This is a genomic window from Mesorhizobium sp. M1C.F.Ca.ET.210.01.1.1, assembly GCF_004791585.1.
Taxonomy (GTDB): Bacteria; Pseudomonadota; Alphaproteobacteria; order Rhizobiales; family Rhizobiaceae; genus Mesorhizobium.
This window is the reverse complement of the sequence record NZ_SRUU01000010.1, coordinates 89,133-115,371: the sequence shown is the minus strand read 5'-3', so window position 1 is coordinate 115,371 and position 26,239 is coordinate 89,133. Positions and strand designations below refer to the sequence as shown.

General features: G+C 65.1%; 23 protein-coding genes and 1 pseudogene. 19 read left to right on the top strand and 5 right to left on the bottom strand.

Annotation, left to right across the window (positions count from 1 at the left end):
* Positions 1-340: 340 nt before the first annotated feature.
* On the top strand, positions 341-1,360 hold the full coding sequence (locus EN853_RS13715; RefSeq protein ID WP_245516974.1) for a YeiH family protein: 1,020 nt from the start codon (positions 341-343) through the stop codon (positions 1,358-1,360).
* Here the strand turns inward: EN853_RS13715 and EN853_RS13710 are convergent.
* Positions 1,357-1,854, bottom strand: a complete 498-nt coding sequence (locus EN853_RS13710; RefSeq protein WP_127860298.1) for a GAF domain-containing protein — start codon at positions 1,852-1,854, stop codon at positions 1,357-1,359. The genes EN853_RS13715 and EN853_RS13710 overlap by 4 nt on opposite strands.
* On the opposite strand from EN853_RS13710, the gene EN853_RS13705 reads away from it, so the two are divergent.
* The 6 genes from EN853_RS13705 to EN853_RS13675 all read left to right on the top strand — a co-directional run bounded on the left by EN853_RS13705 (position 1,829) and on the right by EN853_RS13675 (position 9,141).
* On the top strand, positions 1,829-2,374 hold the full coding sequence (locus EN853_RS13705) for an NUDIX domain-containing protein (RefSeq protein WP_348631575.1): 546 nt from the start codon (positions 1,829-1,831) through the stop codon (positions 2,372-2,374). The two genes, EN853_RS13710 and EN853_RS13705, sit on opposite strands and share 26 nt — an antisense overlap.
* Complete coding sequence (locus tag EN853_RS13700) at positions 2,371-3,348, top strand: GlxA family transcriptional regulator (protein WP_127860297.1); 978 nt, start codon at positions 2,371-2,373, stop codon at positions 3,346-3,348. The genes EN853_RS13705 and EN853_RS13700 overlap by 4 nt, the downstream gene beginning before the upstream one ends.
* Positions 3,349-3,909: 561 nt before the next feature.
* Complete coding sequence (locus tag EN853_RS13695) at positions 3,910-5,214, top strand: Xaa-Pro peptidase family protein (protein ID WP_127860296.1); 1,305 nt, start codon at positions 3,910-3,912, stop codon at positions 5,212-5,214.
* A 244-nt stretch (positions 5,215-5,458) separates the two neighbouring features.
* Entirely contained in the window at positions 5,459-6,136 is a 678-nt protein-coding gene (locus EN853_RS13685) for an isochorismatase family protein (RefSeq protein ID WP_127860295.1), read from the top strand.
* Between the two features lie 5 nt (positions 6,137-6,141).
* Complete coding sequence (locus tag EN853_RS13680) at positions 6,142-7,185, top strand: alpha/beta hydrolase (protein WP_127860294.1); 1,044 nt, start codon at positions 6,142-6,144, stop codon at positions 7,183-7,185.
* 315 nt (positions 7,186-7,500) lie between these two features.
* The gene (locus EN853_RS13675) at positions 7,501-9,141 is read left to right on the top strand and encodes an ABC transporter substrate-binding protein (protein ID WP_127860293.1); all 1,641 of its coding nucleotides are present in this window, start codon (positions 7,501-7,503) and stop codon (positions 9,139-9,141) included.
* Positions 9,142-9,205: 64 nt separating this feature from the next.
* Here the strand turns inward: EN853_RS13675 and EN853_RS13670 are convergent, their stop codons facing one another.
* On the bottom strand, positions 9,206-10,273 hold the full coding sequence (locus EN853_RS13670) for a LacI family DNA-binding transcriptional regulator (protein WP_127860292.1): 1,068 nt from the start codon (positions 10,271-10,273) through the stop codon (positions 9,206-9,208).
* Between the two features lie 194 nt (positions 10,274-10,467).
* Between EN853_RS13670 and EN853_RS13665 the strand changes: the two genes are divergently transcribed.
* The 4 genes and pseudogenes from EN853_RS13665 to EN853_RS13650 all read left to right on the top strand — a co-directional run bounded on the left by EN853_RS13665 (position 10,468) and on the right by EN853_RS13650 (position 16,030).
* Positions 10,468-11,304, top strand: coding sequence for an ABC transporter substrate-binding protein (locus EN853_RS13665; protein WP_127860291.1), 837 nt, complete (start codon positions 10,468-10,470; stop codon positions 11,302-11,304).
* Positions 11,305-11,518: 214 nt separating this feature from the next.
* Positions 11,519-13,042, top strand: a complete 1,524-nt coding sequence (locus tag EN853_RS35110; RefSeq protein ID WP_127860290.1) for an amino acid ABC transporter permease/ATP-binding protein — start codon at positions 11,519-11,521, stop codon at positions 13,040-13,042.
* A 74-nt stretch (positions 13,043-13,116) separates the two neighbouring features.
* The gene (locus tag EN853_RS13655) at positions 13,117-14,241 is read left to right on the top strand and encodes an FAD-binding oxidoreductase (protein WP_127860289.1); all 1,125 of its coding nucleotides are present in this window, start codon (positions 13,117-13,119) and stop codon (positions 14,239-14,241) included.
* Between the two features lie 103 nt (positions 14,242-14,344).
* Positions 14,345-16,030: pseudogene (locus EN853_RS13650) on the top strand (tetratricopeptide repeat protein).
* A gap of 43 nt (positions 16,031-16,073) precedes the next feature.
* Here the strand turns inward: EN853_RS13650 and EN853_RS13645 are convergent.
* The gene (locus tag EN853_RS13645) at positions 16,074-16,958 is read right to left on the bottom strand and encodes a hypothetical protein (protein ID WP_245516960.1); all 885 of its coding nucleotides are present in this window, start codon (positions 16,956-16,958) and stop codon (positions 16,074-16,076) included.
* A 47-nt stretch (positions 16,959-17,005) separates the two neighbouring features.
* On the opposite strand from EN853_RS13645, the gene EN853_RS13640 reads away from it, so the two are divergent.
* The 7 genes from EN853_RS13640 to EN853_RS13610 are packed head-to-tail and all read left to right on the top strand — an operon-like array spanning position 17,006 to position 23,255.
* Complete coding sequence (locus EN853_RS13640; protein WP_127860288.1) at positions 17,006-17,638, top strand: DUF4129 domain-containing protein; 633 nt, start codon at positions 17,006-17,008, stop codon at positions 17,636-17,638.
* Entirely contained in the window at positions 17,635-18,849 is a 1,215-nt protein-coding gene (locus EN853_RS13635; protein ID WP_127860287.1) for a DUF4350 domain-containing protein, read from the top strand. The genes EN853_RS13640 and EN853_RS13635 overlap by 4 nt, the downstream gene beginning before the upstream one ends.
* Complete coding sequence (locus tag EN853_RS13630) at positions 18,836-19,792, top strand: MoxR family ATPase (protein ID WP_127860286.1); 957 nt, start codon at positions 18,836-18,838, stop codon at positions 19,790-19,792. The genes EN853_RS13635 and EN853_RS13630 overlap by 14 nt, the downstream gene beginning before the upstream one ends.
* Positions 19,789-21,093 (top strand): DUF58 domain-containing protein, encoded by a 1,305-nt coding sequence (locus tag EN853_RS13625; RefSeq protein WP_127860285.1) that lies wholly within the window; start codon positions 19,789-19,791, stop codon positions 21,091-21,093. The genes EN853_RS13630 and EN853_RS13625 overlap by 4 nt, the downstream gene beginning before the upstream one ends.
* Positions 21,090-22,106: a stage II sporulation protein M gene (locus tag EN853_RS13620; RefSeq protein WP_127860284.1), complete on the top strand. Its 1,017-nt coding sequence runs from the start codon at positions 21,090-21,092 to the stop codon at positions 22,104-22,106. Before EN853_RS13625 ends, EN853_RS13620 begins: the two co-directional genes overlap by 4 nt.
* Entirely contained in the window at positions 22,093-22,956 is an 864-nt protein-coding gene (locus EN853_RS13615; protein ID WP_127860283.1) for an RDD family protein, read from the top strand. Before EN853_RS13620 ends, EN853_RS13615 begins: the two co-directional genes overlap by 14 nt.
* A 20-nt stretch (positions 22,957-22,976) precedes the next feature.
* Positions 22,977-23,255, top strand: coding sequence for a hypothetical protein (locus EN853_RS13610; RefSeq protein WP_167524464.1), 279 nt, complete (start codon positions 22,977-22,979; stop codon positions 23,253-23,255).
* Between the two features lie 17 nt (positions 23,256-23,272).
* On the opposite strand, the gene EN853_RS13605 is transcribed toward EN853_RS13610, so the two are convergent.
* Positions 23,273-23,959 carry a D-lyxose/D-mannose family sugar isomerase gene (locus EN853_RS13605; protein WP_127860282.1) on the bottom strand — a complete coding sequence of 229 codons (687 nt, stop codon included), beginning with the start codon at positions 23,957-23,959 and terminating at the stop codon, positions 23,273-23,275.
* Between the two features lie 212 nt (positions 23,960-24,171).
* Between EN853_RS13605 and EN853_RS13600 the strand changes: the two genes are divergently transcribed.
* Entirely contained in the window at positions 24,172-25,230 is a 1,059-nt protein-coding gene (locus EN853_RS13600; RefSeq protein WP_127860281.1) for a D-TA family PLP-dependent enzyme, read from the top strand.
* Positions 25,231-25,233: 3 nt separating this feature from the next.
* On the opposite strand, the gene EN853_RS13595 is transcribed toward EN853_RS13600, so the two are convergent.
* On the bottom strand, positions 25,234-25,992 hold the full coding sequence (locus EN853_RS13595; protein WP_127860280.1) for a heme ABC transporter permease: 759 nt from the start codon (positions 25,990-25,992) through the stop codon (positions 25,234-25,236).
* Between the last annotated feature and the right edge of the window lie 247 nt (positions 25,993-26,239).

Below are 26,239 nucleotides of genomic sequence, written 5' to 3'. Positions count from 1 at the left end.
GGGGAAGGACGAACCGGTTGACTTGCTAGCCGGCCTTTGTCTCCACGCAATCAGCTTGCCGCTCCTTCGAACGGCGGCGTCGCTGCGGGATTGCGGTAAAGGCGGTCATGGCGTGAAGCTGGACCGGGAGCCGTGACACTGTCAAGCCGGCCGCGCCGACACGGCATTTGCATCCCCCCTGGCAATCTGGTCGCGCATTCAATCATTCGCAAAAATCGATCATTATAACTCAAACAATTCGTTGGAAAGATCGGTTCTGGAATGCCATTTCCCAAGCGAACACGCCTGGAGAATTGCATTGTCTTTCCTGCCCGCCACCGGGAACGATCTTCCACACGGCCTGAATTCGACCGATTCCCGAAGCAAGAGCCCGGCTCTCGCCTCGATCTGGGCCGGTACCGTGCCGGGCATCGTGCTCGTGGCAATGATCACCAGCGTCGCTTATTCGGCGCGCAATCTCTCCGGCCTGACGCTGTTCAGCCCGATGATCCTGGCGGTGGTGGCCGGCATGGTCTATTCCAATGTGCTTGGCACGCCGGCCCATGCCAAGGCCGGCATCGCGTTTGCGCAGCGCCGGCTGCTGCGCTTCGCCATCGTGCTGCTCGGCTTCCAGCTCACGCTCGGCCAGGTGGCCGGCATCGGCCTTGGCGGCGTCGGCATCGTCGCGGCGACGCTCGGGGCCACCTTCCTCTTCACCGTCACGCTCGGCCGGCTTTTCGGTGTCGATGCCAAGCTGGCGCAACTGATCGCGAGCGGCACCTCGATCTGCGGCGCTTCGGCGATCGTCGCCACCAACATCGTCACCGATGCGCAAGACGAGGACGTCACCTACGCGGTCGCCGCGATCACGCTGTTCGGCACGGTGGCCATGCTCGGCTTCCCGCTGCTGGCGCCGGTGTTCGGCCTCGACCAGCATGCTTTCGGCCTATGGGCCGGCGCCTCGATCCATGAGGTGGCGCAAGTGATCGGCGCCGGCTTCCAGAACGGCACGCTTGCCGGCGAGACCGCAACCGTCGCCAAGCTGACGCGCGTCGCCATGCTGGCGCCGATGGTGATCGCGCTCGGCCTGATGGCGCGCCGCGGCAGCACCGATTCGTCCGCCGCGAAGCCGCCAATGCCGTGGTTCGTCGTCGCCTTCGTCGCGGTGGTGGCACTGAACAGCCTGGTGGCGATCCCGGCGCAAGTTCATTCGGCAATCGCGCTCGCCACGCAAATCATGCTGACGATGGGGCTCGCCGCCATGGGCCTTCAGGCCGACATCTCGCAGCTTCGCTCGCGCGGCCTGCGCCCGCTGGCCCTCGCTTTCTCGGCCTTCCTTTTCATTGCAACATTCAGCTTGACGCTGGTGAAGCTCGTCTAGTCTTCGAACGAACTCGCCGCGACATAGATCGCGGCCAGCTTCTCGATGCCGGCCTGGTCTTCCTTGTCGAAGCGGCCGGGCATCGGGCTGTCGAGGTCGAGCACGCCGAACACGCCGTCGGCGTCGCGCAAGAGCACGACCAGTTCCGAACGCGAGTCGGCATCGCAGGCGATGTGGCCGGGAAAATCGTGCACGTCCTTGATCAGCATCGACATGCCGAGATCGACCGCCGTGCCGCAGACCCCCTTGCCGACCGCGATCCGCACACAGGCCGGCTTGCCCTGGAAGGGGCCGAGCACCAGCTCTTCGTCCGATTGCAGGAAGTAGAAGCCCGCCCAGTTGAGGTCTGGCACCATCTGATAAATCAGCGCCGAGGTGTTGGCGGCATTGGCGATGGAATCGCCCTCGCCTTCCAGCAGCGCTTTCAGTTGCGTGGCCAACTCATTGTAGAAGGCTGGCTTGTTGCTCGTGTCGATGGCGGTTGCCGCAAACATCGTGATCGTTTCTCCGTTGCAAGAGCGCGGACGCGCCCGCTACAGTCCCGCCCTCTTTGCCACCAAAACTACCGCCGGGAAACAGCCTAACGTGACTTCCAGCCATGCCAAGACCGTCGGGCCCAGAACGATCCGGATCGCCGCCGCCGTGATCCGGGATGGCAGCGGCAAACTGCTTCTGGTCCGCAAGCGCGGCACCAGCGCCTTCATGCAGGCCGGCGGCAAGATCGAGCCGGACGAGGCGCCCGCGGCCGCCCTTGCGCGCGAATTGCGGGAGGAATTGGGCGTCGTCGTCGATCCGGCCATGGCTTCCCATCTCGGCTTCTTCTCCGCGCCCGCCGCCAACGAACCGGATGCCCGCGTCGAGGCCGAGCTTTTCGAATTGTCCCTCACCGGCGAGCCGATCCCGGCCGCCGAGATCGAGGAGATGATCTGGCTCGACCCCGATCTCGCTAACGAGACGGATCTCGCGCCGCTCACCGCCGATATCGTGGTGCCGCGCTACGCCCGCCAGCCATGACTGCGCGGGGTCAAGCGGCACAGAGAGCGAGCGAAGCGCCCCTCACCTTCGCGGTGCTGGTGTTTCCCGGCTTTCCGATGATGGCATTCTCCTCGGTCATCGAGCCGCTTCGCGCGGCCAACATCCTTTCCAGGCGCGAATGCTATCGATGGGTGATCGTCGGCGCCGATGCGGGCACGGTCGAGGCATCGAACGGCGTCGTCATCCAGCCCGGTTTTTCGGCCGCCGACGCACCGAAGGTCGACCGCATCGTCGTCTGCTCCGGCGGTGATGCCGACCATGTCGTGGCCGACGACGCGATGAGCTGGATCAGGAAAAGCCTGCGCGGCGGCGCGCATATCGGCGCCGTGGCGGACGCTGCGTTCTTCCTGGCCCGCGCTGGCCTGCTCGACGGACATGCCTGCACCTTGCACTGGACGAGCCAGGCCGCCTTCACCGAGGCTTTTCCAGAGATCGAGCTTCGACGCGACCTCTTCGTCATCGACCGCAAGCGCTTCACCTCGGCCGGCGGCGTCGGCAGCCTCGACATGATGCTGGAGATCATCACGGGCGATTATGGCGCAGAGCTCGCGGCGGGCGTCGCGGACTGGTTCGTGCACTCGCCCTTGCGGTCGAGTGTCGACCGCAAGTTGATGCCGCTCAGGCTGCGCACCGGTGTGCAGAACGAGCTGGTGCTGTCGGCCATCGCCATCATGGAGGATGCGGTGGAGGAGCGGCTCGGTATGGCCGAATTGGCGGAGCGGCTCGGCGTGTCTTCCGACAAGCTCGAGCGCAATTTCCGCGCCGAATTGGATATTTCGCCCAATGGCTATTACCGGCGGCTCAGGCTGAAGCGCGCGGCCGATCTGCTCGCCCATTCGACACTGATGGTGCGCGACGTGGCTTTGGCCTGCGGCTTTGCGTCGATGTCGAGTTTTGCGCGGGCGTTTCGCGAAGAGCACGGGCACGCGCCGAAGGCGATGCGGCGGCATTAGGAACAGAATTCAGCCCATTGATTGCCGACAACGGCCGCGCAGTATTGGGTCACTCCTTAACAGGCGCGGTAGCGGATCCAAACCGGAGTGTTGGAAACTCACCGCCTCGCAACCGATCGATAAAAGCTGCAACGGCCGAGGCGTCACTACCTGGCGGAAATACGATAAACAGTTCCGCTCCTTCCGGAGCATCTGTTATTTGCTCGCTCGGAAAACCGCTCTTCTTCGTAAAAGCCTGCAATCGGTCCAAATCGGCTTGCGGCCCCCAGGCAGCAACGCCGATCAGCTTTGTGGCTGGTGAAGTTAAGAGCGGAGTGGAGACGTCGTCCGCAACGGCAAGCGTCGAGCAAGCGCCTGCTGCGAATGCTGCGGCCAAGAAAAGCAGGACGGTGCGACCGACAACATTCATGAGCCAAATGTGCACTGACCGCCAATGTCCGCAATGGGTCACCTGCATTGATTGGAGCGGTATCTGGCACAAGATGTGCGGCCTTTCGCACAATTCCTGTTGCACTCCTGCGCCATGGTCCGGGCTTACAATCTACCCAAGGCTAACTATCCATGAGCATCGTCGTATTCGATCCCGACAGCACCGAGGATGTGGACTTCAAGGACCGCATGCGCCACCCGGCCGCGGCCGATCCCGCCGGCGGCATGTGGCTTTCCGACACCGAGCCGTCCTTCATCGACGCGGACGCGCTGCGCAAGGGCCGGCTTGCCAAGCTGCGCGCCTGGATGCGCGAGGCGGGCTATGGCGGCGTCGTTTTGTTCGATCCCTACAATCAGCGCTACGCCACCGGCTCGCGCAACATGTTCGGCTATTTTTTGCGCAACTCGACCCGGTATTTCTTCGTGCCCACCGAAGGGCCGGTCGTGCTGTTCGAATATCCCCAGAGCTATCATGTCTCGATGGTGCTCGACACGATCGACGAGGCGCGGCCGTCGAAGCTCGTCTGGTCGTCGGTCTCCGGCCGCGACGACGAGACCGCCGGGCCGTTCGCCGACGAGATGACCGAGCTTCTGAAGAAGCATGGCGGCGGCTCGATGAAGCTCGGGCTCGACCGCTGCAGCCATCTGCAGGCGCTGGCGCTGGAAAAGCGCGGCTGCGAGGTCAAGGACTGCCAGGGCGAGATCCTTGCCGTGCGCGCAGTGAAGACGCCTGAGGAGGTGAAATGCCTGCAGGTATCGATGGCGGGCGCCGAGGCCGCAGTGGCGGCGGTGCGCGAGGCGATCAAGCCCGGCGTTTCCGAAAACGAGCTCTTCGCCATCATGTATCACGAGGTGATCCGCCAGGGCGGCGAGTTCATCGAAACGCGGTTGCTCACCTCGGGACAGCGCACCAATCCGTGGTTCAACGAGGCGAGCGGCCGCAAGATCCGGCCGGGCGAGCTGGTCGCGCTCGATACCGACACGATCGGCTGCTACGGCTATTATTCCGATTTCTCGCGCACCTTCCGCTGCGGGCCGGGCAAGCCCACACCCTACCAGAAGTCGCTCTACCGCATGGCGCACGACCAGGTGCAGCACAATATCGGCATCGTGAAGCCCGGCATGGCGTTCCGCGAGATCGCTGAGAAGGCCTGGAAGATCCCCGATCGTTTCGTCGACCAGCGCTACACCTCGGTCATGCACGGCGTCGGCATGCATGGCGAGACGCCGTTCATCGCGCATTCGATGGACTACGAGACATACGGCCGCGACGGCATCATCGTGCCCGGCATGGTGGTGAGCGTGGAGAGCTATATCGGCGAGAAAGGCGGCCGCGAGGGCGTCAAGCTGGAGGACGAGATTCTCATTACCGAGACGGGAACCGAGCTGCTTTCGCGGTTTCCTTATGAGGACGAGTTTCTGGAGCCGCAGGTTTGAACCCGGCATCGCAGAGCTTCGAGATCGGGGGCGACTCAAATGCAGTCGTCATCCTAGGGCGAAGCAAGGAGCGAAGCGACGCGGCGCAGACCCTAGGATCCATGCCGTTCCATCTCACCTTCGCCACGGTGCGGAATTCTGTTAGGCAGCGATCGACGATCACGGCAACGGCATGGATCCCAGGGTCTTCGCGACGCCGCTTCGCGGCTGCTTCGCCCTGGAATGACGAAGTCTGAGAAACCGCATGAAAACCCCAGTCTCCATCCGGCGCGGCACGGTGGCCGCCGTGTTCATCGATCTCCAGGAAGAGCATCGCAAGGACACGCGCTATCTGGTCGAGGGCTTTGCCGATATCCTCGCCAACGTCCAGCGCCTGCAGGACGCGGCGAGGCGCAACTTCGTGCCGCTCTACCACTGGGCTTACATCGTCGACCTCGCCGAGGCGCGGCCCTTCCATCCGGTGGACGCCAGCGGCAAATCGGCTTTCTCCGATAAGGACGATCCGCTGACGGCGATCTGCCATGAGGTGGCGCCGCAAGGCGATGAAGCGATGCTGGTCAAGCATGAGGCAAGCGCCTTCGGCAAGAACGACTTTGCCGACAAGCTCAAGGCCTCCGGCATCGAATGGCTGGTCATTGCCGGCGTGTGGACCGAGGCCTGCATCGACGCCACGGTGAAGGACGCGGTGGCGCGCGGTTTCCGCGTGCTTCTGGTCAAGGACGCTTGCGGCAGCGCAAGCGCCGCCATGCACCAGACGGGCATCCTCAACCTCGCCAACCGGCTCTATGGCGGCGCCGTCACCAACACGCTCGATGCCTGCCGGCTGATGGCGGGCGACACGGTGAGCGTCTGGCAGGTCGAGGGCTCGGTGCCGCTGCGCTTCACCTTCGAGAACGCGGCGCGGCTCTACGCCGAGCTCTGACGGCTATGACCGGCGACCCAGGCGATCCGGCAAGGCGCGGCAAATATGCCGCCCTGCTCGATGCGGAACTCTGGGACTACATCGACAAGATCAACAGCTGGTACCCGCCGGAGATCGTCGCCGCACCCATCGCCGAGCAGCGCGCGGTCTACGACCGGATGTGCGTCGCATTTCACCAAGGTCGTCCGGAAGGCGTGACCACCAGCGATAGCCTCGTCGCCACGGCGGCGCATGCGGTCCCGGTCCGCCGCTATCGGATGGCGGGCAAGGCAGCAACGGCAATCGTCGTCTATTATCACGGCGGCGGGTTCGTGCTCGGCGATCTCGACAGCCATGACGATATCTGCGCCGAGATCTGCGCCGGCACGGGCTTCGAGGTGGTCTCCACCGACTACCGGCTGGCGCCGGAGTACCTGCATCCGGCTTCCTTCAACGATGCGCTGGCAGTGTTCGAGTGGGTGGCTGCGACCAGCACACTGCCGATCGTGCTTTGCGGCGAAAGCGCCGGCGGCAATCTGGCCGCCGCGGTGGCGCAGGCGACACGGCATCATCCCCGGCACGCGAGCGGCCAGATGCTAATCTTTCCGGACCTGGGCGGCCACGAGACCAGCCGCTCCCATGTCGAGCATGCCGAGGCGCCCCTGCTGACGCTCGCCGATATCGGGTTTTATCGCCGCATCCGCTCGGCGCCGGGACAGTCGGCGGACGACCCGACCTTCTCGCCGCTCAAGGATGGCGATTTCTCCGGCCTGCCGCCGAGTGTCGTCGTCACCGCCGAGTGCGACCCCCTGTCGTCGGACGGCGAGGCCTATCGCGACCGCATCCTCGCCGCCGGCGGCCGCGCCTGGTGGCGCGAGGAGCCGCGGCTGGTGCACAGTTTTCTGCGCGCTCGCCCAACGGTGCCACGCGCGGCGGCGGCGTTTGCGAGGATTGTCGGCGACATCGCCAGGCTGGGCGCCAGCGATGGGGCGCTGATCTCCCCCAAGCTGGGGGAGATGGCCGGCAGGCCAGAGGGGGGCGCGGAGGATCGCGACCTTTCAGATTCCTAACATCCAAAAATTACCTGCGAAGCCAGTTTCAATCGACTGAGGCGCCGGCGGGACAGCGCCCCCTCTGTCCTGCCGGACATCTCCCCACAAGGGGCGAGATTGGCTGTATCCCCTGCGGAACAGCGCACAAGAACTGCGGAAAACCAAACATTTCGCCACAGAAAGCAGACCTATCATCCGCTCGCAGGCAACGGCGTCCCGGCAGTCGTCCCGCCCCCGCGTTGGACGGCGGCCGGGGCGCCCGCTGGGCTTTCGTGCACGTCGTTGCCGCCAGAACCGCCGCGGGGCGACACGCACCAACAAGAGGGAACGACGATGAAATTCATGTTGACCGACAGAAAACTGCACCCGCGGGCCAGGCCGACCGCCGATGATTTCAAGAAGGGCACGATCAGCCGGCGCGAATATCTGGCGCTCATGGCGGGCCTCGGCGTCAGCGCCGCCGGTGCCCTGGCGCTGGGCGGCCTTACCCCTTCGCCGGCCCGCGCCGAGGAGCCCAAAAAGGGCGGCGTGCTCCGCGTGGCGATGAACGTAAAGGGCTTCAAGGATCCGCGCACATTCGACGGCGTCGAGATGTCGAATGTCGCGCGTCACTGCAACGAATATCTAGTGCGCTGGAAAACCGACTTCAGCTTCGAGCCGTGGCTGCTCGAGAGCTGGGAAACCAGCGACGACGCCAAGACGATCACGCTTCATGTGCGCAAGGGCATCACATGGTCGAACGGCGACACTTTCAACGCCGACGACGTGATCCACAACCTCAACCGCTGGTGCGATGCCTCGGTCGCCGGCAATTCGGTCGCAGCCCGCATGGGCGCGCTCGTCAATGCCGACACCAAGAAGCCGGTCGACGGCGGCATCCAGAAGGTCGACGACTACACCGTCAAGCTCAACCTGCCGAAACCCGACATTTCGCTGGTCGCCGGCATGGCCGACTATCCGGCGCTGATCATGCACCGCTCCTACGAGGGCGATGCCGATCCGAAGAAGGCTTTGGCCATCACCACCGGTCCGTGCGAGCTGGTGAGTTGGGACGCTGAGTCGGGTGCTGAGGTGAAGCGCAAGGACAAGCCGTGGTGGAAGGGTGAGTTCCATCTCGACGGCATCAAATGGGTCGACTACGGCTCCGATCCCAACGCCATGCTGTCTGCCTTCGAATCCGGCGAGATCGACACCGACCACGAGACCGCCTCGGATGCGGTGTCGCAGACCGAGCAGATGGGGCTCGAAAATTCGGAGATCGCCACCGGCTCGACCATCGTGGCGCGCTTCAATGTCGGCAACGCGCCTTATGACGACGTCAAGGTACGCCGCGCAGCCCAGCTCGCCGTCGACAATGCGGCGGTGCTGAAGCTCGGCCTCGACGGCAGGGGCAAGCCCGCCGACAACCACCATGTCGGCCCGATGCACCCGGAATTCGCCGATATCGGCACGGCCAAGCGCGACGTCGAAGCGGCGAAGAAGCTGATAGCGGACGCCGGCAAGGCCGACCACGAGTACGAGCTGATCTCGGTCGATGTCGAATGGCAGAAGAGCACCGCCGACGCCATCGCGGCCCAGATCCGCGAGGCGGGCCTGAAGATCAAGCGCACCGTGCTGCCGGCCGCGACCTTCTGGAACGACTGGAGCAAGTATCCTTTCTCGTGCACGGAATGGCTCGGCCGTCCGCTCGGCGTCCAGGTGCTGGCGCTCGCCTACAAGTCGGGCGCGGCCTGGAACGAAAGCGCCTATTCGAACAAGGAGTTCGACGAGCTTCTTGACAAGGCGCTGGCAACGCCCGATGCCGCCCAGCGCAAGGAGATCATGGCCAAGATCGAGCAGAATCTGCGTGACTCCGGCGTCATCATCCAGCCCTACTGGCGCTCGGTCTACCGCACCTACCGCAAGGGCGTGCATGGCTGCGAGCAGCACCAGGCGCTCGAGCAGCATTTCGAAAAGGTCTGGCTGGAGTCCTGATCCTCCCAGGGCACAGACGGCCGGCGCGGCTCAGCGGAGCCGCTCCGGCCGGTTTGCACCTGGTTCATGGGCCAGCATCGCCCCGGTGGCCCACCGACATGCGTTCGATGATCGTCGTCGGCAGGACGATCCTTTCGGGCGGCCGATCATCGCCTTTCAGGCGGCGTATCAGCAGCTCCGCCACGGACTTTCCGAGCGCATAAACCGGCTGGTCGATGACGGTGATCGGCGGCGTCGTCACGCTCGTCCAGTCGGCGTCGTGGAAGGTGATCAGCGATATGTCGCGCGGAATGGCGAGGCCGCATTCGCGGATCGCCTTGAACAGATCGAGCGCCACGACGCTGTCGGAGGCGAGGATCGCCGTCGGCCGGTCGGCGCTTTCAAGCAGGCGCTGCATGGCCGCATGCGCGCCGTCCGATCGCCCGCTGCCGAAATGGATGTTGCGTTCCGCGCCCGGTATGCCGGCTTCTCGGCAGGCATCGAGGAAGCCCAGGATGCGCTCACGCACGGTGGAGGTGTTGATCCTCGACTCGGCCCCGCGAAAATCTCCGGACAGCAGCGCGGCGGTCACATAGGCGATCCTGCGGTGCCCGGCTTGCGTCAGCATGCGCGTCGCTCGAAGGGCCGCATTGCGGTCATCGACCGTGACGGTGTCGACGTTGAGCTCCGGCAGCGCACGGTCGAGCAGCGCCAGGGGACAGGCGATCTCCTTGAGGTGGGCGATATCTCCGGACTGGGCGGGCGTCACGATCAGGCCGTCGACCTGCTTTGCCATCAGAACGCGTATCGCGCTCTTCTCGGCTTCGACGTCCTCGCCTGAATTGGCGAGGATGACGTTGATGCCCGAAAGACGCGCCGCATCACTTATGCCGCGCACCGCAAGCGAGAAGAACGGGTTCTCGATGTCGCCGACGACGACGCCAATGCTGCCTGAACGGCCGGTGGTCATGCTGCGCGCCAGCTCGTTCGGCCGGTAGTCCAGCGCCTTCGCGGCTTCGAGCACGGCGGCGTGCACCGTGGTGCTCACGCGGCCATAGCCTCCCAGCACGCGCGCGGCGGTCGCCTTCGAGACCTTGGCCTCGCGAGCGACGTCGCTGACGGTGACCGATGGAGCTTTGGGTGGGCGCTTCATTTGTGGAAAAGTCGCTTCAAATTCGTTTGACGGATCGTCGTTCCTGTGCCTACAAATGTCAAGAGACCGGTCTCATTGGCAATTGAGACCGGTCTCACAAGAAAAAGAACGCCGGGAGGCGTCGGATCGCAGGCCGTACAGAAATTGTTCGCTGTGCCCCCCGCACGGACCGATCTTCAGAGTGGAGAACAACCATGAGCATCAGAGGTCTTTTCACATCGAGCCGATGCCAGCGCATCAGCTCCATCGTCTTCGCGGTAGCACTTGCCGCCCTGTCGCTGCCCAAGGCCTGGGCGGCGGACAATCCGTACAATCTCATCGATCCCAAGACGATCAGCGTCGGCACGATGGGCGACGCCAAGCCCTACGCCTTCACCACCGCCGACGGCAAGTTCACCGGCTTCGATCTCGAATTCTTCCTGAACGTGGTGGGCCGGATGGGCTTCAAGCCGGATCAGGTGACCTTCACAGGCCAGGAATTCTCGGCGCTGATGCCTTCGGTCGCCAACCAGCGCTTCGATGTGGCGGTCGCGGCCATCGGTACGACGGAGAAGCGCAAGCAGACGGTCGACTTTTCCGACGGCTATCTCGCCGGATACCTGTCGGTGCTGACGTCCGACCCCAAGATTACCAGCGCCGAGGGCCTGGCCGGCAAGCGCCTCGGCGTCGTGCAGGGTACCTTGCAGGAGATCTATGCCACCAAGAACTTCACGAACACCGATCTGGTGAAGTTCCCGGACAACAACTCGGCGATAGCCGCGCTCAACAACGGCACGGTCGACGGGCACTTCCTCGACTATGAGGCGGCGAAACAATATGGCGAGCGCTATCCCGCCCTGAAGATCGCCATCAACATCCCGTCCTTCGACGCGCCGGCCGGCTTTGTCGTGCGCAAGGGCAACGACGCCTTCCGCGAGGCGCTCGACAAGGGCATCCACGATGCCATGCAGGACGGCACCTGGCGCGACCTCTACCAGAAATGGTTCCCCGGCTCGCCGATGCCGGAGCAATATCTCCCCAAGAAGAACTGACCTGCGCAATGCCGCCGGCGCGAATGCCGGCGGCCCCTCAAGCAGGCGGTGAGAGATCGCGCAGGTGGCGCTTGCCCCTCCGCGCCAGAGCCGGATGATTTCAGGTCAAATCGACCTGAAATCAAAATCCGGCTCTAAATCAAAGAGATAGAGCATGATGTCGTCCGAAAACCGCTGCACACTTTTCGGCATCATGCTCTAGGCAGGTTGGCGGATGGATTGGTTAGAGAACCTTCAGCGCAGTTTTTTCGACTGGGACGCGATGGCATCGGTGCTGCCCGCGCTGCTTGTCGTCGGGCTGAAGAACACGCTTATCCTTGCCGCGGCGTCGACGGTGCTCGGCATCCTTATCGGCATGGTGCTTGCCGTGATGGGCATCTCGCGCTCGGCCTGGCTGCGCATCCCGGCACGCGTCTACACCGACATCTTTCGCGGGCTGCCGGCGATCCTCACGATTCTCCTGATCGGACAAGGCTTCGCCCGCATCGGCCGCGAGATCTTCGGGCCCTCGCCTTACCCGCTCGGGATCGTGGCGCTCAGCCTGATTGCCGGCGCTTATATCGGCGAAATTTTCCGCTCCGGCATCCAGAGCGTCGAAAGCGGCCAGATGGAAGCCTGCCGCGCGCTCAGCATGAGCTACGGCCAGGGCATGCGACTGATCGTGATCCCGCAGGGCGTGCGCCGCGTGCTCCCTGCCCTGGTCAACCAGTTCATCGGCAACGTCAAGGATTCCAGCCTCGTCTATTTCCTCGGCCTGCTCGCCTCGGAGCGCGAGATTTTCCGCATCGGACAGGACCAGGCGGTGGTCACCGGCAATCTGTCGCCGCTGCTCCTGGCCGGCATGTTCTATCTCGTCATCACTGTACCGCTGACCCATGTCGTCAATTACATCGACAACCGCCTGCGCCTCGGCAAGCAGAAGCCGGGCGGTGTCGTCAGCGGTCTCGTCGAGGTCGGCGAGCTGAAGGATATGACGGGCAAGGCCTCCCGCGAGGCGGCACGGCCTGCCGTCAAGGCCGGCAGCCTCGAGGTGCGCGATCTCGACATGGCCTATGGCGAGCTGCAGGTGCTGAGCCAGATCCGGCTCAAGGTCGAGCCGGGAACGGTCACTTGCGTCATCGGCCCGTCGGGCTCCGGCAAATCGACGCTGCTGCGCTGCCTCAACCGGTTGGTCGAGCCCAAGGCCGGAGACGTGCTGCTCGACGGCGAAAGCATCCTGGCGATCAAGCCTGAGACGCTGCGCCGACGCGTCGGCATGGTCTTCCAGCATTTCAACCTGTTCCCCAACCACACGGCGATCGAGAACGTCATGCTGGCGCTGACCAGGATCAAGGGCATGGCCGGCAGCCAGGCCCGGCGCCTTGCCGAAGCGCGCCTCGCGGAAGTGGGCCTTGCAGCACGCGCGGACTACCGGCCCAGCCGCCTGTCGGGCGGCCAGCAGCAGCGCGTGGCGATCGCACGAGCGCTGGCGATGGACCCCGAGGTCATCCTCTTCGACGAGGTGACGAGCGCGCTCGACCCCGAACTCGTCAAGGGCGTGCTGAACCTGATGGCCGATCTCGGCCGCCGAGGCATGACGATGATCGTCGTCACCCACGAGATGGGCTTTGCCCGCAAGGTGGCTGACCAGGTCGCCTTCATGGACGAAGGCCGCATCGTCGAGGTCGGCCCGCCGGCGGAGATCTTCGACAGGCCGAAGAGCCCGCGGCTCAAGCAATTCCTCGCCGAGGTGCTGTGAACGATTCTTGCCGCGCCGGCCGGGCCCGGCGCATCCATCGAAACCAACCCGTCCGATCATCGAAAGCTGTACTCATGACTGATAAATCCGCCCTCAAGGTCGTCGTCATCGGCGGCGGCATCTTTGGCGTCTCCACGGCCGTCCATCTCGCCCGGCTTGGCGCGGCAACGACCATCGTTACGGACGGCCCGGTCGCCGGCGGCGCATCGTCGCGCTCGCTCGCCTGGCTCAACTCGGCGCGAAAGCGGTCGGCCGCCTATCACCGCCTGCGCGTGGCAGGCCTTGAGCGCTACCACGCATTCGCGGCAAAGCACGACTGCGGCGCCTGGCTGCGCCTCGACGGCGGGCTCACCTGGGACGCCGACGATGCCGCCAACCAGATCGAGGAAGTTTTCCGCCACGAACTGGCGATCGGCTATGAGACGCGGCTGCTTGCGCCTGGCGACATCGCCGCCGTCACGCCAGGTGTCGACGCCAATGCCGTGTCGCCGCAGGGCGCGATCTTCAATGCCGGCGAAGGCTGGGTCGACCTGCCTTCGCTCATCGGATTGCTGCTCAGCGAGTTCCGCGACCGTGGCGGGCGCATCCTCACCGATGCCGGCTCCACCGACGTCACGCTCGCCAATAGCCGCGCCAGCGGCGTGAAGACCGCGTCCGGGCAAACGATCGATGCCGACGTCGTGGTGGTTGCGACGGGCTCGACAGTGCCGGGCATGGCGGCCAAGGTCGGCAAGCGTATCGGCGACGGCACGACGCGCGCGCTGCTCGTCTTCAGCAAGCCGGTCCGGCATCCGCTGCGCGCCGTGCTCAACACCCCGCGCGTCGCCATCCGGCCGACGCCGAACGGCGCCTTCGCACTCGACTCCGCCTGGTCCGAGGAGGAAGTCATCCTGCACGACGACGGTACCTATGAAGCCAAGCCGTCGACGGTTGCCGGGCTGCTCGAGGAAGCCTCGAAGGTGCTTGAGGGCAACCCGACACTCGCACTCGAGAGCCACCACATGGGGCCGAAGCCAATCCCCGCTGACGGCGAACCGGTCATCGGCCAGTTGACCGACATTCCCCGCTATCACGTCGTCTTCAGCCACAGCGGCGCCACGCTTGGCCTTGTTACGGGCGAATTGCTGGCCGGCGAAATCGTCAGCGGCACGCCGCACCCGTTGCTCGAACCGTTCCGCCCGTCGCGATTCGACAACTGAGACGGAATTGCGCCGGCCAAGCGCCGTTTGCCAAGCTCGTGCTTTCGGCACAGATTGCGCCTGATCGGCCTTCCGCCGTCCGGAATGCGAGAAGCAGCAGGGCATGGATCATTTCGACCTCGGCACCTATCGCCGCCCCATCTCCACATCCTCGGCGGAAACGCAGCGCTGGTTCGATATCGGGCTGAACTGGTGCTACGGCGTCAACCACCAGGAAGGGATAAAATGCTTCGAGAAGGCGCTGGAGACCGATCCCGGCTGCGCGTTCGTGCATTGGGGCATCGCCTATGCCGCCGGTCCCTTCTACAACCTGACCTGGAAGGAGCACGGCAAGGACGAGGCCAACCGCGCCGCCAGGCGCTGCTTCGACCATGTGCAGCTCGCGCGTTCGAAGGCGGCCGGCGCCAGCCCTCTCGAACAGCAGCTGATCGAGGCGCTGGCCGTGCGTTTCCAGCAGCCGCATGGCGTGAGCGCGGCCGAATTCGAACAATGGGACGATGCCTACGCCGCCGCGATGCGGCAGGTTTATCGCGACTTTCCTGACGACCATGACGTGATGGCGCTGACCGTCGAGGCGCTAATGATGCGCACGGTGCGGCGGCTATGGGATCTGAGGACCGGCAAGCCGGCGCCGAACTCCGACGTGCTCGAAGCGCTGGGCATCTGTGAGCGCTCGATCCGGCTGTCGGACGAAGCAGGCGCCACGCCGCATCCAGCGATCCTGCATCTCCACATCCATCTGCTCGAAATGTCGACGCAGCCGGAGCGCGGCATGCGCTCGGCGGAACGGCTGGGCACGATGTGCCCGGATGCCGGCCACATGAACCATATGCCCGGGCATATCCATGTGCTCTGCGGTGAGTAAGACAAAGCAAAGCTTGCCAGCGAGAAGGCGGTGCGCGCCAACGACCTCTACCTCGCCTATGCCGGCGAGCCGACCTACTACCTGCTCGGCTGCTGCCACGACCTGCATCTGATGATGTTCACCTGCATGTTCCTGGGCCAGTACCGGCCGGCGCTGTGGGCGGCTGACAAGGTGCGCGGCCTGGTGACGCGCGATGTCGTCAGCATCGCCGGCCGGCCGAAGCTGACGCAAACGGTCGAAGGCTACCATGCGATGAAATCGCATGTTCAGGTGCGCTTCGGCCGCTGGCGCGAGATCATCGACGAGCCGGTGAACGGCGAGCCCGAGCTCTATGTTCTGACCACGGCCATGCAGCATTACGCCAAGGGCGTGGCGCATGCCACGCTGCGGGAATTCGCGGCGGTGGATCGTGAGCGCGAACGGTTCCACCGGCATATCGAGACCATCCCGACCGAGCGCCGCTTCCTCAGCAACCCGACGCGGGCATCGCTCGCCGTCGGCGCGGCACTCCTCGACGGCGAGTTGGCCTATCATCAGGGCCGGCACGACGAGGCTTACGATCACCTGCGCCGCGCGGTCGAGCTGGACGACAACCTCTCCTACACCGAGCCGTGGGCCTGGATGCATCCGCCGCGCCATGCGCTGGCCGCACTGCTGCTCGACCAGGGCCATGCGGCGGAGGCCGAGCAGGTCTATCGCGACGATCTGGGCTTGAGCGGCGCGGTGCAACGCTGCGCCCAGCATCCGGACAATGTCTGGGCGCTGCACGGCCTGGTCGAATACCTGAAGCGGCGTGGCGAAACTCAAGAACTGCCGGGCCTCGAGGCGAAGCTTGCCGCGGCGCTGGCCAAAGTGGACGTAGCAATCACCTCGTCGTGCCTCTGCCGCACGAGCGTGCAAGCAGGGCGTAGCTGCTGCCGTTGAGGCGGGCGGCCGCCTCCGATCGAAGGCGGCCTCAGGCTATTTTCTACGAGAATATCTTCGCCAGTTCGTCGACGCTGGTGCCTTCCTTGACCTGGCGCAATTCGACATAGCTGACTGCGGTCGCGATCGACAGCACCATGGACACCACGGCCTGCACCAACGCTGAGCCGATCTCGGCGATGATCCCGCCGAAAAGCACGAGCACCACCAGCATCCCCCACTGGATGACCATCGCTATGATGATCAGGATAAGGAACAGGCCGAACAGCGACCAGCGATTGCCCTTGGTGAGGACGCGGCTGCGCGACATCGAGCCGAACACGCCGAGCCGCTCCTGTATCAGAACCGGAACCGCCATCGACCAGCCCAGCCACAGGATGATGCCGGGCACGATCAGCAACACCAGGCCGATGCCCGCGCCGATACCAACCAGCAGGCCAATTGCGAGCGTCGGCAGCAAGAAGCGAATTGCAATCTGTACGCAATCGCTGAAGGACGGTCGCTTGCCGTTCAGATCCTCGATGGTGGCGCGAACGAGCGCCGCCTGAAGCAGGAGCGAGAAAACGAAGGCAACCAATCCTGCGATCACGCTGATGTAGGAGTTGCTCAGCACCGCGTTGGGATCTGCCATCGAGCTCGGATCGCTCTGCAGCATGGCATCGATTTGCGGCTGCTGCCACATCCTGATGAGCAATGTCGGCAGGCCGGAAAACAGCAGTGCGAGGCCGACGCAAAGACCGATATTTCGGGTAATTACACTAAAAGTGCTGTTGAACACCCTGCCGATCTCGAATCTGCCGGGTTGTCCCAGTGTCGCAGTGGTCATGATATTTTCCCCCTTGGTCACCGCGCATCCAATCAGTGACTTCAAAGTAAATTTGCCAAGATTGACGGGCTGCGTCCAGTGCACTTGCAATTGTCTTTCCATATTGCCAGTGTCGACGCCGAACCGCAGGCTGCAGGGGGAACGCGCGGGTGACTGTCGCACAGCCGGGCACGGCCGACGCCGAATGGCTGGCCAGGATGCACAAGCAGCTGCTGGCGGACGATTCCATCCAGTTCGACTTGCCGGCCCTGGTGCAGCCGGAGCCGCCGGCATGGCTGAAGCCGTTGCTGGAAGCCTTGGCGAAGCTCGGCCCCTACATGATCTATCTGTTCTGGGGTGCCGTGATCATCGGCGTCGCCATCATTGCGTTCCTGCTCGTCCTCGAAGCGAAAGGTGTCGCCTGGCGGCTGCCTTGGCGACGCGCCCGCAAGGAGGCCGAGACGCAGGAAGAATGGCGCCCGGACGCCGGCGCGGCGCAGATCCTGCTCTCCGAGGCCGATGCGCTCGCGGCGCGCGGCGAGTATGACGAGGCGGTTCATCTCCTTTTACGCCGCAGCGTCGCCGACATCGCCACCCGCCTGCCCGACTTCCTGCGCCCGTCGCTGACCGCGCGCGACATCGCGGCCGCGAGTTCCATCCCCACCCGCCCCCGCACCGCCTTCAGCGAGATCGCGCGAATCGTCGAGGCGGCGCTGTTCGCTCGCCGGCCGGTCGGCGCCGAGGGCTGGCAGCAGGCGCGCGGCGCCTATGAACGCTTCGCCTTCCGGGACGCCTGGGCATGAGCGCCGAGGCGAGCGAAGCAGCAGAGGCGCCGTTCAGCCGCAGGACGTTGTTCTGGGGCATCTTCGCCAGCCTGCTGGCCGCCGCCGGATTTTTTCTCCTCTCCACCTACGCCCCCGATTTCCGCCGGCCCGAAGGTGGCGCAACGCCGCTCTCCAAGGGCGGTACCGGCTATGCCGGGCTTGTCGAGTGGCTGAAGCTCGCCAACGGACAGGCGCCGCCAATGGCGCGCGGCGAGAAGGACCTGGAATCCCCTCTGGCGTCCACCTTCCTGCTCATCGTCACCATTGCCCCGGAAAGCGATCCGGCGGCGCTCGAACGGATCATCAAGCTGCGCTCCGGCAAGGAAACGCTGTTCGTGCTGCCCAAATGGCAGACCATGCCGTTGCTTGGCCATGACGGCTGGGAGACGAAGGTCGAGCGGCTGCCGAGTACCGTCGTCAACGACCGGCTCGGCCGCATCGCCAAGGCGAAACTCGGCGAAGGCAAGCCAACGGTCGATCGGATCGATGTCGAAGGCCGCAAGATCGCCGTGCCCGACGAGCTGCACTGGGTGGCAGACGAGCATCCGCTGATCGCTGCCGGCGATGGCAGAGCGGTTCTCACCGAGCTCGACAACGAGCCCTTCTACATCTTGACCGATCCCGATCTCATCAATAACGCGGCGCTGAAGGACGAGCAGAAGGCGGCCGCGGCGCTGGACATGATCGCCATGCTGGAGCCCGCCAAGGGCGCTGTCATGTTCGACCTGACGCTGCACGGCATCGGCCAGAATTACGATCTCGCCAAACTTCTGGTCGAGCCGCCCTTCCTGGCGCTGACGCTTTCGGTGCTGGTGGCGGCAGCACTTGCCTTCCTGCATGGGCTTGGGCGCTTCGGGCCGCCGCGCGCCGAGGGGCGCGCCATTGCCTTCGGCAAGCGGGCGCTGGTCGACACCACGGCGATGCTGCTGAGGCGCGCCGGCCGGCTCGGGGGTCTCGGCGACCGCTACGCGGCGCTGATGCGCCAACGCGCGGCCGCGTTGCTTGGCGCGCCGCACGGGCTGCAGGGCGAAGCGCTCGACCGCTGGCTCGACTCCCGCGACAAGGGCGAAGCGCACGGCTTCACCAGCCGTTTCAAGGCGGCAAACGATTCCAACAGTTTAGCCGGAATGCATGAAGCAGCGGAAGAGCTGCATGACTGGACGGCAAGGAGGCTCGGTGAACGTCGATGAAGTGAAGGCCCTGGCGAACGCGATCAGGGAAGAGGTGGCGAAGGCGATCACCGGGCAGCACGATACGGTCGATCTGATGCTGACGGCGCTGTTCGCCGGCGGGCATATATTGCTCGAAGGTCCGCCGGGCACCGCCAAGACCATGACGGCGCGCTGCTTCGCGCAGGCATTGGGCATCGCCTATGGACGCATCCAGTTCACGCCCGACCTGATGCCCGGCGATATCGTCGGTTCCAACATCTACAATTTCCAGACCGGGCAGTTCACGCTGACGCGCGGCCCGATCTTCTGCGACCTCTTGCTGGCCGACGAGATCAACCGCACGCCGCCGAAGACGCAGGCAGCACTGCTCGAAGCCATGCAGGAGCATGCCGTCACCTTCGACGGCACCACCCATTCGCTTGGCAGGAATTTCATCGTGGTGGCGACGCAGAACCCGATCGAGCATCAGGGCGTCTATCCGCTGCCCGAGGCGCAGCTCGACCGCTTCCTGTTCAAGCACCGGGTGAGCTATCCCGATGCGCAGGAAGAACGCGCCATCATCGTCCATCACGGCGGCGGCTCAGCCTCGCACGATATCGAGCAATACGGCATTAAGGCGCGGACCGACCGCAAGACGCTGGAGAAGGCGCTGGCCACGGTGGGTGATGTCACGCTGGTCGACGACGTCGTCGGCTATATCGCGGCGCTGGTGCGCGGCACGCGCAAAAGCCCGGATCTGGAGGTGGGCGCCAGTCCTCGCGCGGGCGCCATGCTGGCCCGCGCGGCGCGCGCCAGGGCGGCGCTCGACGGCCGCAACTACGTCATCCCCGACGACGTCAAGGCGCTCGCGGTGCCTGCGCTGCGCCATCGCGTGATCCTCTCGCCGGCAGCGCAGATCGACGGGCGGCTGGTGGAACAGATCGTCTCCGACCTCGTCGACCAGACGGAAGCGCCGCGTTGATCTATCCGAGCGGCAGAGCGGTCTGGGCAGCGGCGGCGGGGGCGATCCCCGCCTTCCTGATCGCGCTCGCGCTGCCGCATGTCTGGTATCTCGGCCTGTTGTGGATCTGCCTCCTGCTTGCCTTCCTGGCGGTGGACGCCGCGGCCGGGCGCGGCCGCGCCTCGCTCGACGCCACGCTGACCGCCCCGCCGCAGGTCGGCGTCGGCGGGCGTTTCACGCTCCACATCGCGGCCGGTCTCGGCGCGCAGACGCGCCGGCTGCAGGCGCGCGTTGGGCACGACCAGCGGCTGGCGCCGGTCAAGGGCACCGGCGGTACGCTGCCGGCAAATGGCGGCACGCTCGATCTCGAATTCGATGCCGTTCGGCGCGGCATCGCCGGCTTCGATCGGCTGTGGCTGCGCTGGCAGGGCCCGTTCGGGCTGGTCTGGAACCAGGTCGTGCTGCCGGTGGACCGCAAGGTGGCGGTGCTGCCCGACGTCAGCCGCGCCCGCGACGAGGCGATCACGCTGCTGCAGCGCTCAGCCCTTGCCGACGGCCACGCGCAGAAGCGCGCCGGCCAGGGCCGGGAGTTCGAGGCGCTGAAGGATTACCAGCCCGGCATGGGCCGGCGCATGATCGACTGGAAGCGCAGCGCCCGCCACGGCAAGCTATTGGCGCGCGAGTTCCGCATCGAGGAGAACAACAACATCGTTTTGGCCATCGACTGCGGCCGCCTGATGTGCGAGCCGGTCGACGGCGTGCCGAAGGTCGATCGCGCGGTGACGGCAGCCCTTCTGTCGGCCTTCATCGCGCTCAAGGGCGGCGACCTCGTCAGCCTGTTCTCCTTCGACGCCAGGCCGCGCGTCTCGAGCGGCGCGGTGCGCGGCTCGCCGAGCTTTTCGATGATCCAGAAGCGCGCGGCCGAGATCGACTATTCGACCGAGGAGACCAATTTCACGCTGGCGCTGACGACGCTTGCGGCGAAGCTCGACCGGCGCTCGCTGGTCATCATCTTCACCGATTTCGTCGACCCGATCAGCGCCGAGCTGATGCTGCGCACCGTCGGCCGGCTGACCGAGCGGCATCTGGTGCTGTTCATGCTGATGAAGGACGTCGAGCTGGAGACGCTGGCAGACATGGCACCGGCATCGCCGGAGGATGTGGCCCGCGCGGTGACCGCCGGCGACTTGCTCAGGCAGCGGCAAGTGGTGATCGGACGGCTTCGGCTACTCGGCGCGCATGTCATCGAGGCCGACCATCAGCTGCTCGGCCCGGCGCTGGTCGAGCGCTATATCCAGCTCAAGGAGGAAAATCTCCTATGACGCTGCCCGCCGGCACCGATGCGGTGCGCCAATCGCTGGCAAGCTTCCGCCAGGAGCGCGAGGCCGACTGGAAGGCGTTCGAGGCGCTGCTTGCGCGCGTCGAGAAACGGGCGCCGCGCGCGCTGTCGGAAGACGAACTGCTGTCGCTGCCCCTGCTCTACCGCTCGGCGCTGTCCTCGCTGTCGGTGGCGCGTGCGACCTCGCTCGACAGCGCGTTGATCGCCTATCTCGAGGCGCTCTGCCTGCGCGGCTATTTCTATCTCTATGGCGCGCGGCGATCTTTGAGAACGCGCATCGGCGACTTCTTCCTGCGCGACTGGCCGGCAGCGATCCGCGACCTATGGCGCGAGGTCTGGACGTCGGTCGCTCTCACGGTGACCGGCGCCATCGCCGGCTATTGGCTGGTCGCCTCCGACAAGCGCTGGTACGACGCCATCATCGCGCCGAGCCTCGCCGGCGGGCGCAACCCGGATTCCTCGACCGAGATGCTGCGCAGCGTGCTTTACGGCGGCGGTGACCATTTGCTGTCGGGCTTTGCGGCCTATCTCTTCACCCACAACACACAAGTGTCGATCCTGGCCTTCGCGCTCGGCTTTGCCTTTGCGGTACCGAGCGTGCTGATCATCCTGATGAATGGCTGCATGCTGGGCGCGCTGTTCCAGGTGTACGCCGCCAAGGGGCTCGGCTTCGAGCTCGGCGGCTGGCTGTCGATCCACGGCACGACGGAGCTGTTCGCGATCGCCATCGCCGGCGCGGCCGGCATGCGCATCGGCACAAGCATCGCCTTTCCCGGCGAGTTGACGCGCATGGCGGCCGCGGCTCGGGCCGGACGCGTGGCGGCGACCGCCATGGTCGGCGTGACGGTGATGCTGCTTCTTGCCGGCCTGCTCGAAGGCATCGGCCGGCAGACGATCACAAGCGACGTCGCCCGCTATTCGATCGGCGGCGGCATGCTGGCGCTCTGGATCTCTTATTTCTACCTGTTGCGGATGGTGCGGCATGGCGACGGCTAGGAACCCCGCCGCGCTTATCCGCCCGCTGGTCACGCCGGAGGGCGTGGACCTGCGCCTAAAACTCGCGGATGCCGGCACGCGGGCTTCCGGTTTCCTGCTCGACGTGGTGATCGTCATCACCGCAGCGGTCGTGGTCAGTCTCGTCGCGATCTTCGGGCTGGGCGGCCTCGGCGTGAAGGACGCGGAACCGCTTTTCATCGTCTGGATCATCTTCATCTTCCTGCTGCGCAACGTCTATTTCATCGCCTTCGAGGCGGGGCGCCGGGCAGCGACGCCGGGCAAGCGCATGGTCGGTGTCCGCGTCGCTTCGCGCAGCGGCGCCGGCCTCACCCTCGACCAGGTCATCGCGCGCAATCTGATGCGGGAGATCGAGATTTTTCTGCCGCTGTCGATCCTTGCCGCGCGCGGCAGCGCCGGCGTCGCCGACACGCTGTCGACGATCTTCGGCCTGGTGTGGGCGCTGCTGTTTTCGCTGTTTCCGCTGTTCAACCGCGACCGCCTGAGGATCGGTGACCTGCTCGCCGGCACCTGGGTGGTCGAGGCGCCGAAAGTGGCGCTGGTCGAGGATCTTTCGCTGCGCAAGGACCCGATCGCGGCCCGCTTCCAGTTCAGCGCAGCGCAGCTCGACGCCTATGGCATCGCGGAGCTGCACAAGCTCGAGGAAGTGCTGCGCCGCGACGACTATTTCGCGATGAAGGCAGTGGCTGAAACGATCGGTCGCAAGATCGGCGCCAAGATCGACTCCGTCGATTCAAAGGCTTTCCTCACCGCCTACTACGGCGAGTTGCGCGCGCATCTGGAACGGAAGCTGCTGCTTGGGAATCGGAAGGCGGACAAGCATGCGCGGTGAAAACGCCTGAGCGAAGCGAAATGAAGACGTCGTCGTTGTCCGAACTTGAACTCCAGGAAATGGAAGCCCGGGTAGAGGCTGCTCAGCCCGGTCCGTGGAAATCTTGGATCGAAGGTCGGGATTTCGACGGAGGATCGAATTTCATCCAGACCGGCAGCGGAGCAGAGCGCGGCGAGGATATTGAATTGTCCGGCGCGACCGTTGCAGACCAGGATCTTATGGCCGCAGCACGCCAGGACATCCCTCGCCTGATCGCGGAAGTGCGCCGTCTGCGCGCACTTCTCAACCAGATCAAATAGAGCCTCGGCGCCCTCGCCTACCCCACCCACTTCTCGTAATCGGACACCAGCAAATGCATCGGCGCCACATCCTCGTCGATGTTGGAGAAGCGGCCGATCGGATCGCGGAAGACGTTGTCGGTGAGGTCGTCATTGACGGTCGAGACCTCGCCGATAAGCACGTCCTTGCCCTCGGCCCAGAAGGCGTGCCAGATGCCGGGCAGCAGCGTCACGCTCTGGCCCGGGTCGAGCTTCAAGAGGCCGCCCGCCGGCAATCTGGTGATGGTGCCGTCGACCGGCACCGACACCTCGGCCTTCGGGTCGATGCCGCCGTCGCGATCGTGCGTGAACAGTTCCAGCACCAGCTTGCCGCCGCCGCGGTTGATGATGTCCTCGGCCTTGATGTTGTGGCGGTGCATCGGCGAGAGCTGGTCCTTGCGCGAGATCATGATCTTCTCGGCATAGAGCATGCCCATGCCAAGCTTCATGTCCTCGTAGCGGCCGTTGCGGACGGTGAACAGGAAGAGGCCGAGCTCATCGAACTTCTCCTGGCCGTAGTCGGTGATGTCCCAGCCGAGGCGGGAGGTGAAGATGGCCGAGGAATCCGCCTTGTGCGCCTTCATCTCTTCCGGCGACCAATAGGCGAAGGGCGGCATGATGTAGCCGAAGGAGCGGATGAAGGCGTCGGCTTCGCGGATGATGTCGTTGATTTTGGAGCGCTTCATGGGTCTCTTTCCTTCCGGCCGCTGCCTGCTGAAATCGTCCCATCCGCATAGCCCAATGCCGGTTCGCTGTCGACGCAAACTCACGGCTCTGGCCCCGTGACAACCGGCAGTATCAGGCCCATAACGCCACGCGGAATTTCTTGAATGTACGCATGTCTTTATCCCGAAACCGGTTTCCACTTTCGGGAGACATGCTTTTGAACGGTGATTTCATGCCAAGCATAGACGAGCTCGACACGCCGGCGATCCTGATCGACGCGGCCCGCGCCGAAGCCAACATCAAAAAGGCGCAGGCGCATGCCGACAGCCGCGGGCTGAAGCTGCGCCCGCATATCAAGACGCATAAGCTGCCTTACTGGGCAAAGAAGCAGGTCGCCGCCGGCGCCGTCGGCATCACCTGCCAGAAGATCGGCGAGGCCGAGGTAATGGCCGATGCCGGGCTTGAGGATATTTTCCTGCCCTACAACATCCTTGGCCGCGCCAAGCTGGAACGGCTGAAGGCGCTGCACGGCCGCGTCACGCTGTCGGTGACGGCCGATAGCCGGGAAACGCTGGAAGGGCTTGCCGCGACCTTCACCGATACCGGCCATCCGCTGCCCGTGCTGGTCGAATGCGACACCGGCATGGGCCGCTGCGGCGTGCAGAGCCCCGATGAAGCGCTGGCGCTGGCAAAAATGATCGACAAGTCAAAAGGCCTCAGCTTCGGCGGGCTGATGACCTATCCGGCCGCAGGCCGCGCCGCCGAGGCGGCGGCATGGCTGAGGAGCGCGCGCGACACGCTGGCCGCGGCCGGGCTCGAATGCCGGCGCATCTCCAGCGGCGGCACGCCGGACATGTGGCGCTCGGGCGACGAAAGCGTCGTCACCGAATACCGGCCCGGCACCTACATCTATCTCGACCGCTACCAGGTCGCCAAAGGCGTCGGCACGCTCGACGACTGCGCGCTGACGGTGCTCGCCACCGTGGTCAGCCATCCGACGCCGACGCGCGCCATCCTCGACAGCGGCAGCAAGGCGCTGTCCTCCGATACGCTGGGGCTGGCCGATTTCGGCGAACTGCTCGGCCTACCCGGCGCGCGTGTCACGAGCCTCAGCGAAGAGCACGGCAATGTCACGCTGTCCGACGGCGCCAGGCTTCGCATCGGCGAGCGGGTGCGGGTCGTACCCGACCATTGCTGCGTGGTGTCAAACCTGTTCGACCAGGTGCATCTGGTCGATGGCGAGAAGGTGCTGGAAACGCTGCCGGTGGCAGCGCGCGGCCGGATGGGGTGACAGTTACTGCCGCTCGGCCTGCCTTGCCGCAACCCGGCGCATCGCGCTCACCCGGCGGCGGAAAATCTCCGTGCGTATCGCCATCAGGTGCAGCGCGAAGAACAGCACCGTGAAGCCCAGCGCCATGACGGCGAGCGGCCACAGCATCGAGGGGTCGATGGCCGGGCCGCCGAGGCGGAAGACCGAGGCCGGCTGGTGCAGCGTGTTCCACCAGTCGACTGAGAATTTGATGATCGGGATGTTGATGAAGCCGACAAGCGTGATGATGGCGGCCGCCCAGGCGGCGCGGCTTGCGTCATCCAGCGCGCGCGTCAGCGCGATGATGCCGAGATACATCAAAAAGAGCACGAAGACCGAGGTCAGCCTTGCGTCCCACACCCACCAGGTACCCCACATCGGCTTGCCCCAGATGGAGCCGGTGATCAGCGCCAGCGCCGTGAAGGTGGCGCCGATGGGCGCAGCCGATTTCAGGGCCACATCGGCCAGCGGATGGCGCCAGACAAGCGTGCCCAGCGCCGAGATCGCCATGATCGTGTAGCACATCATGGCGAGCCAGGCGAAAGGCACGTGGATATACATGATGCGCACCGTGATGCCCTGCTGGAAATCCTCGGGCGCCGTGAAGCTCATGTAAACCCCGACGCCGAGCAGGATCGCGGCGATCGCCGCCAGCCATGGAACGACCTTGTCGGCCAGTCCGACGAAGCGCGTCGGATTGGCGAGATCGGTCAAGCCGGCGAGGCGTGAGGTGGTGTCGCTCATGCCGACCTAAATAGACCGGCAGTGCGTCCGGGGCAATTGGACGGTTGTCGCAGCCTTTCCTTCTCCCCTTGCGGGAGAAGGTGGATCGGCGCGGAGCGCCGAGACGGATGAGGGGTGCCGAAAGGAATGAAGGGCTGGCGATCCGCACCACGTATCCTGGCTGGAAAAAGAGGTGCCGCCAAGCTGGAGCACCCCTCATCCGACCTCTTCGCGAGGCCACCTTCTCCCACAAGGGGAGAAGGGAAAC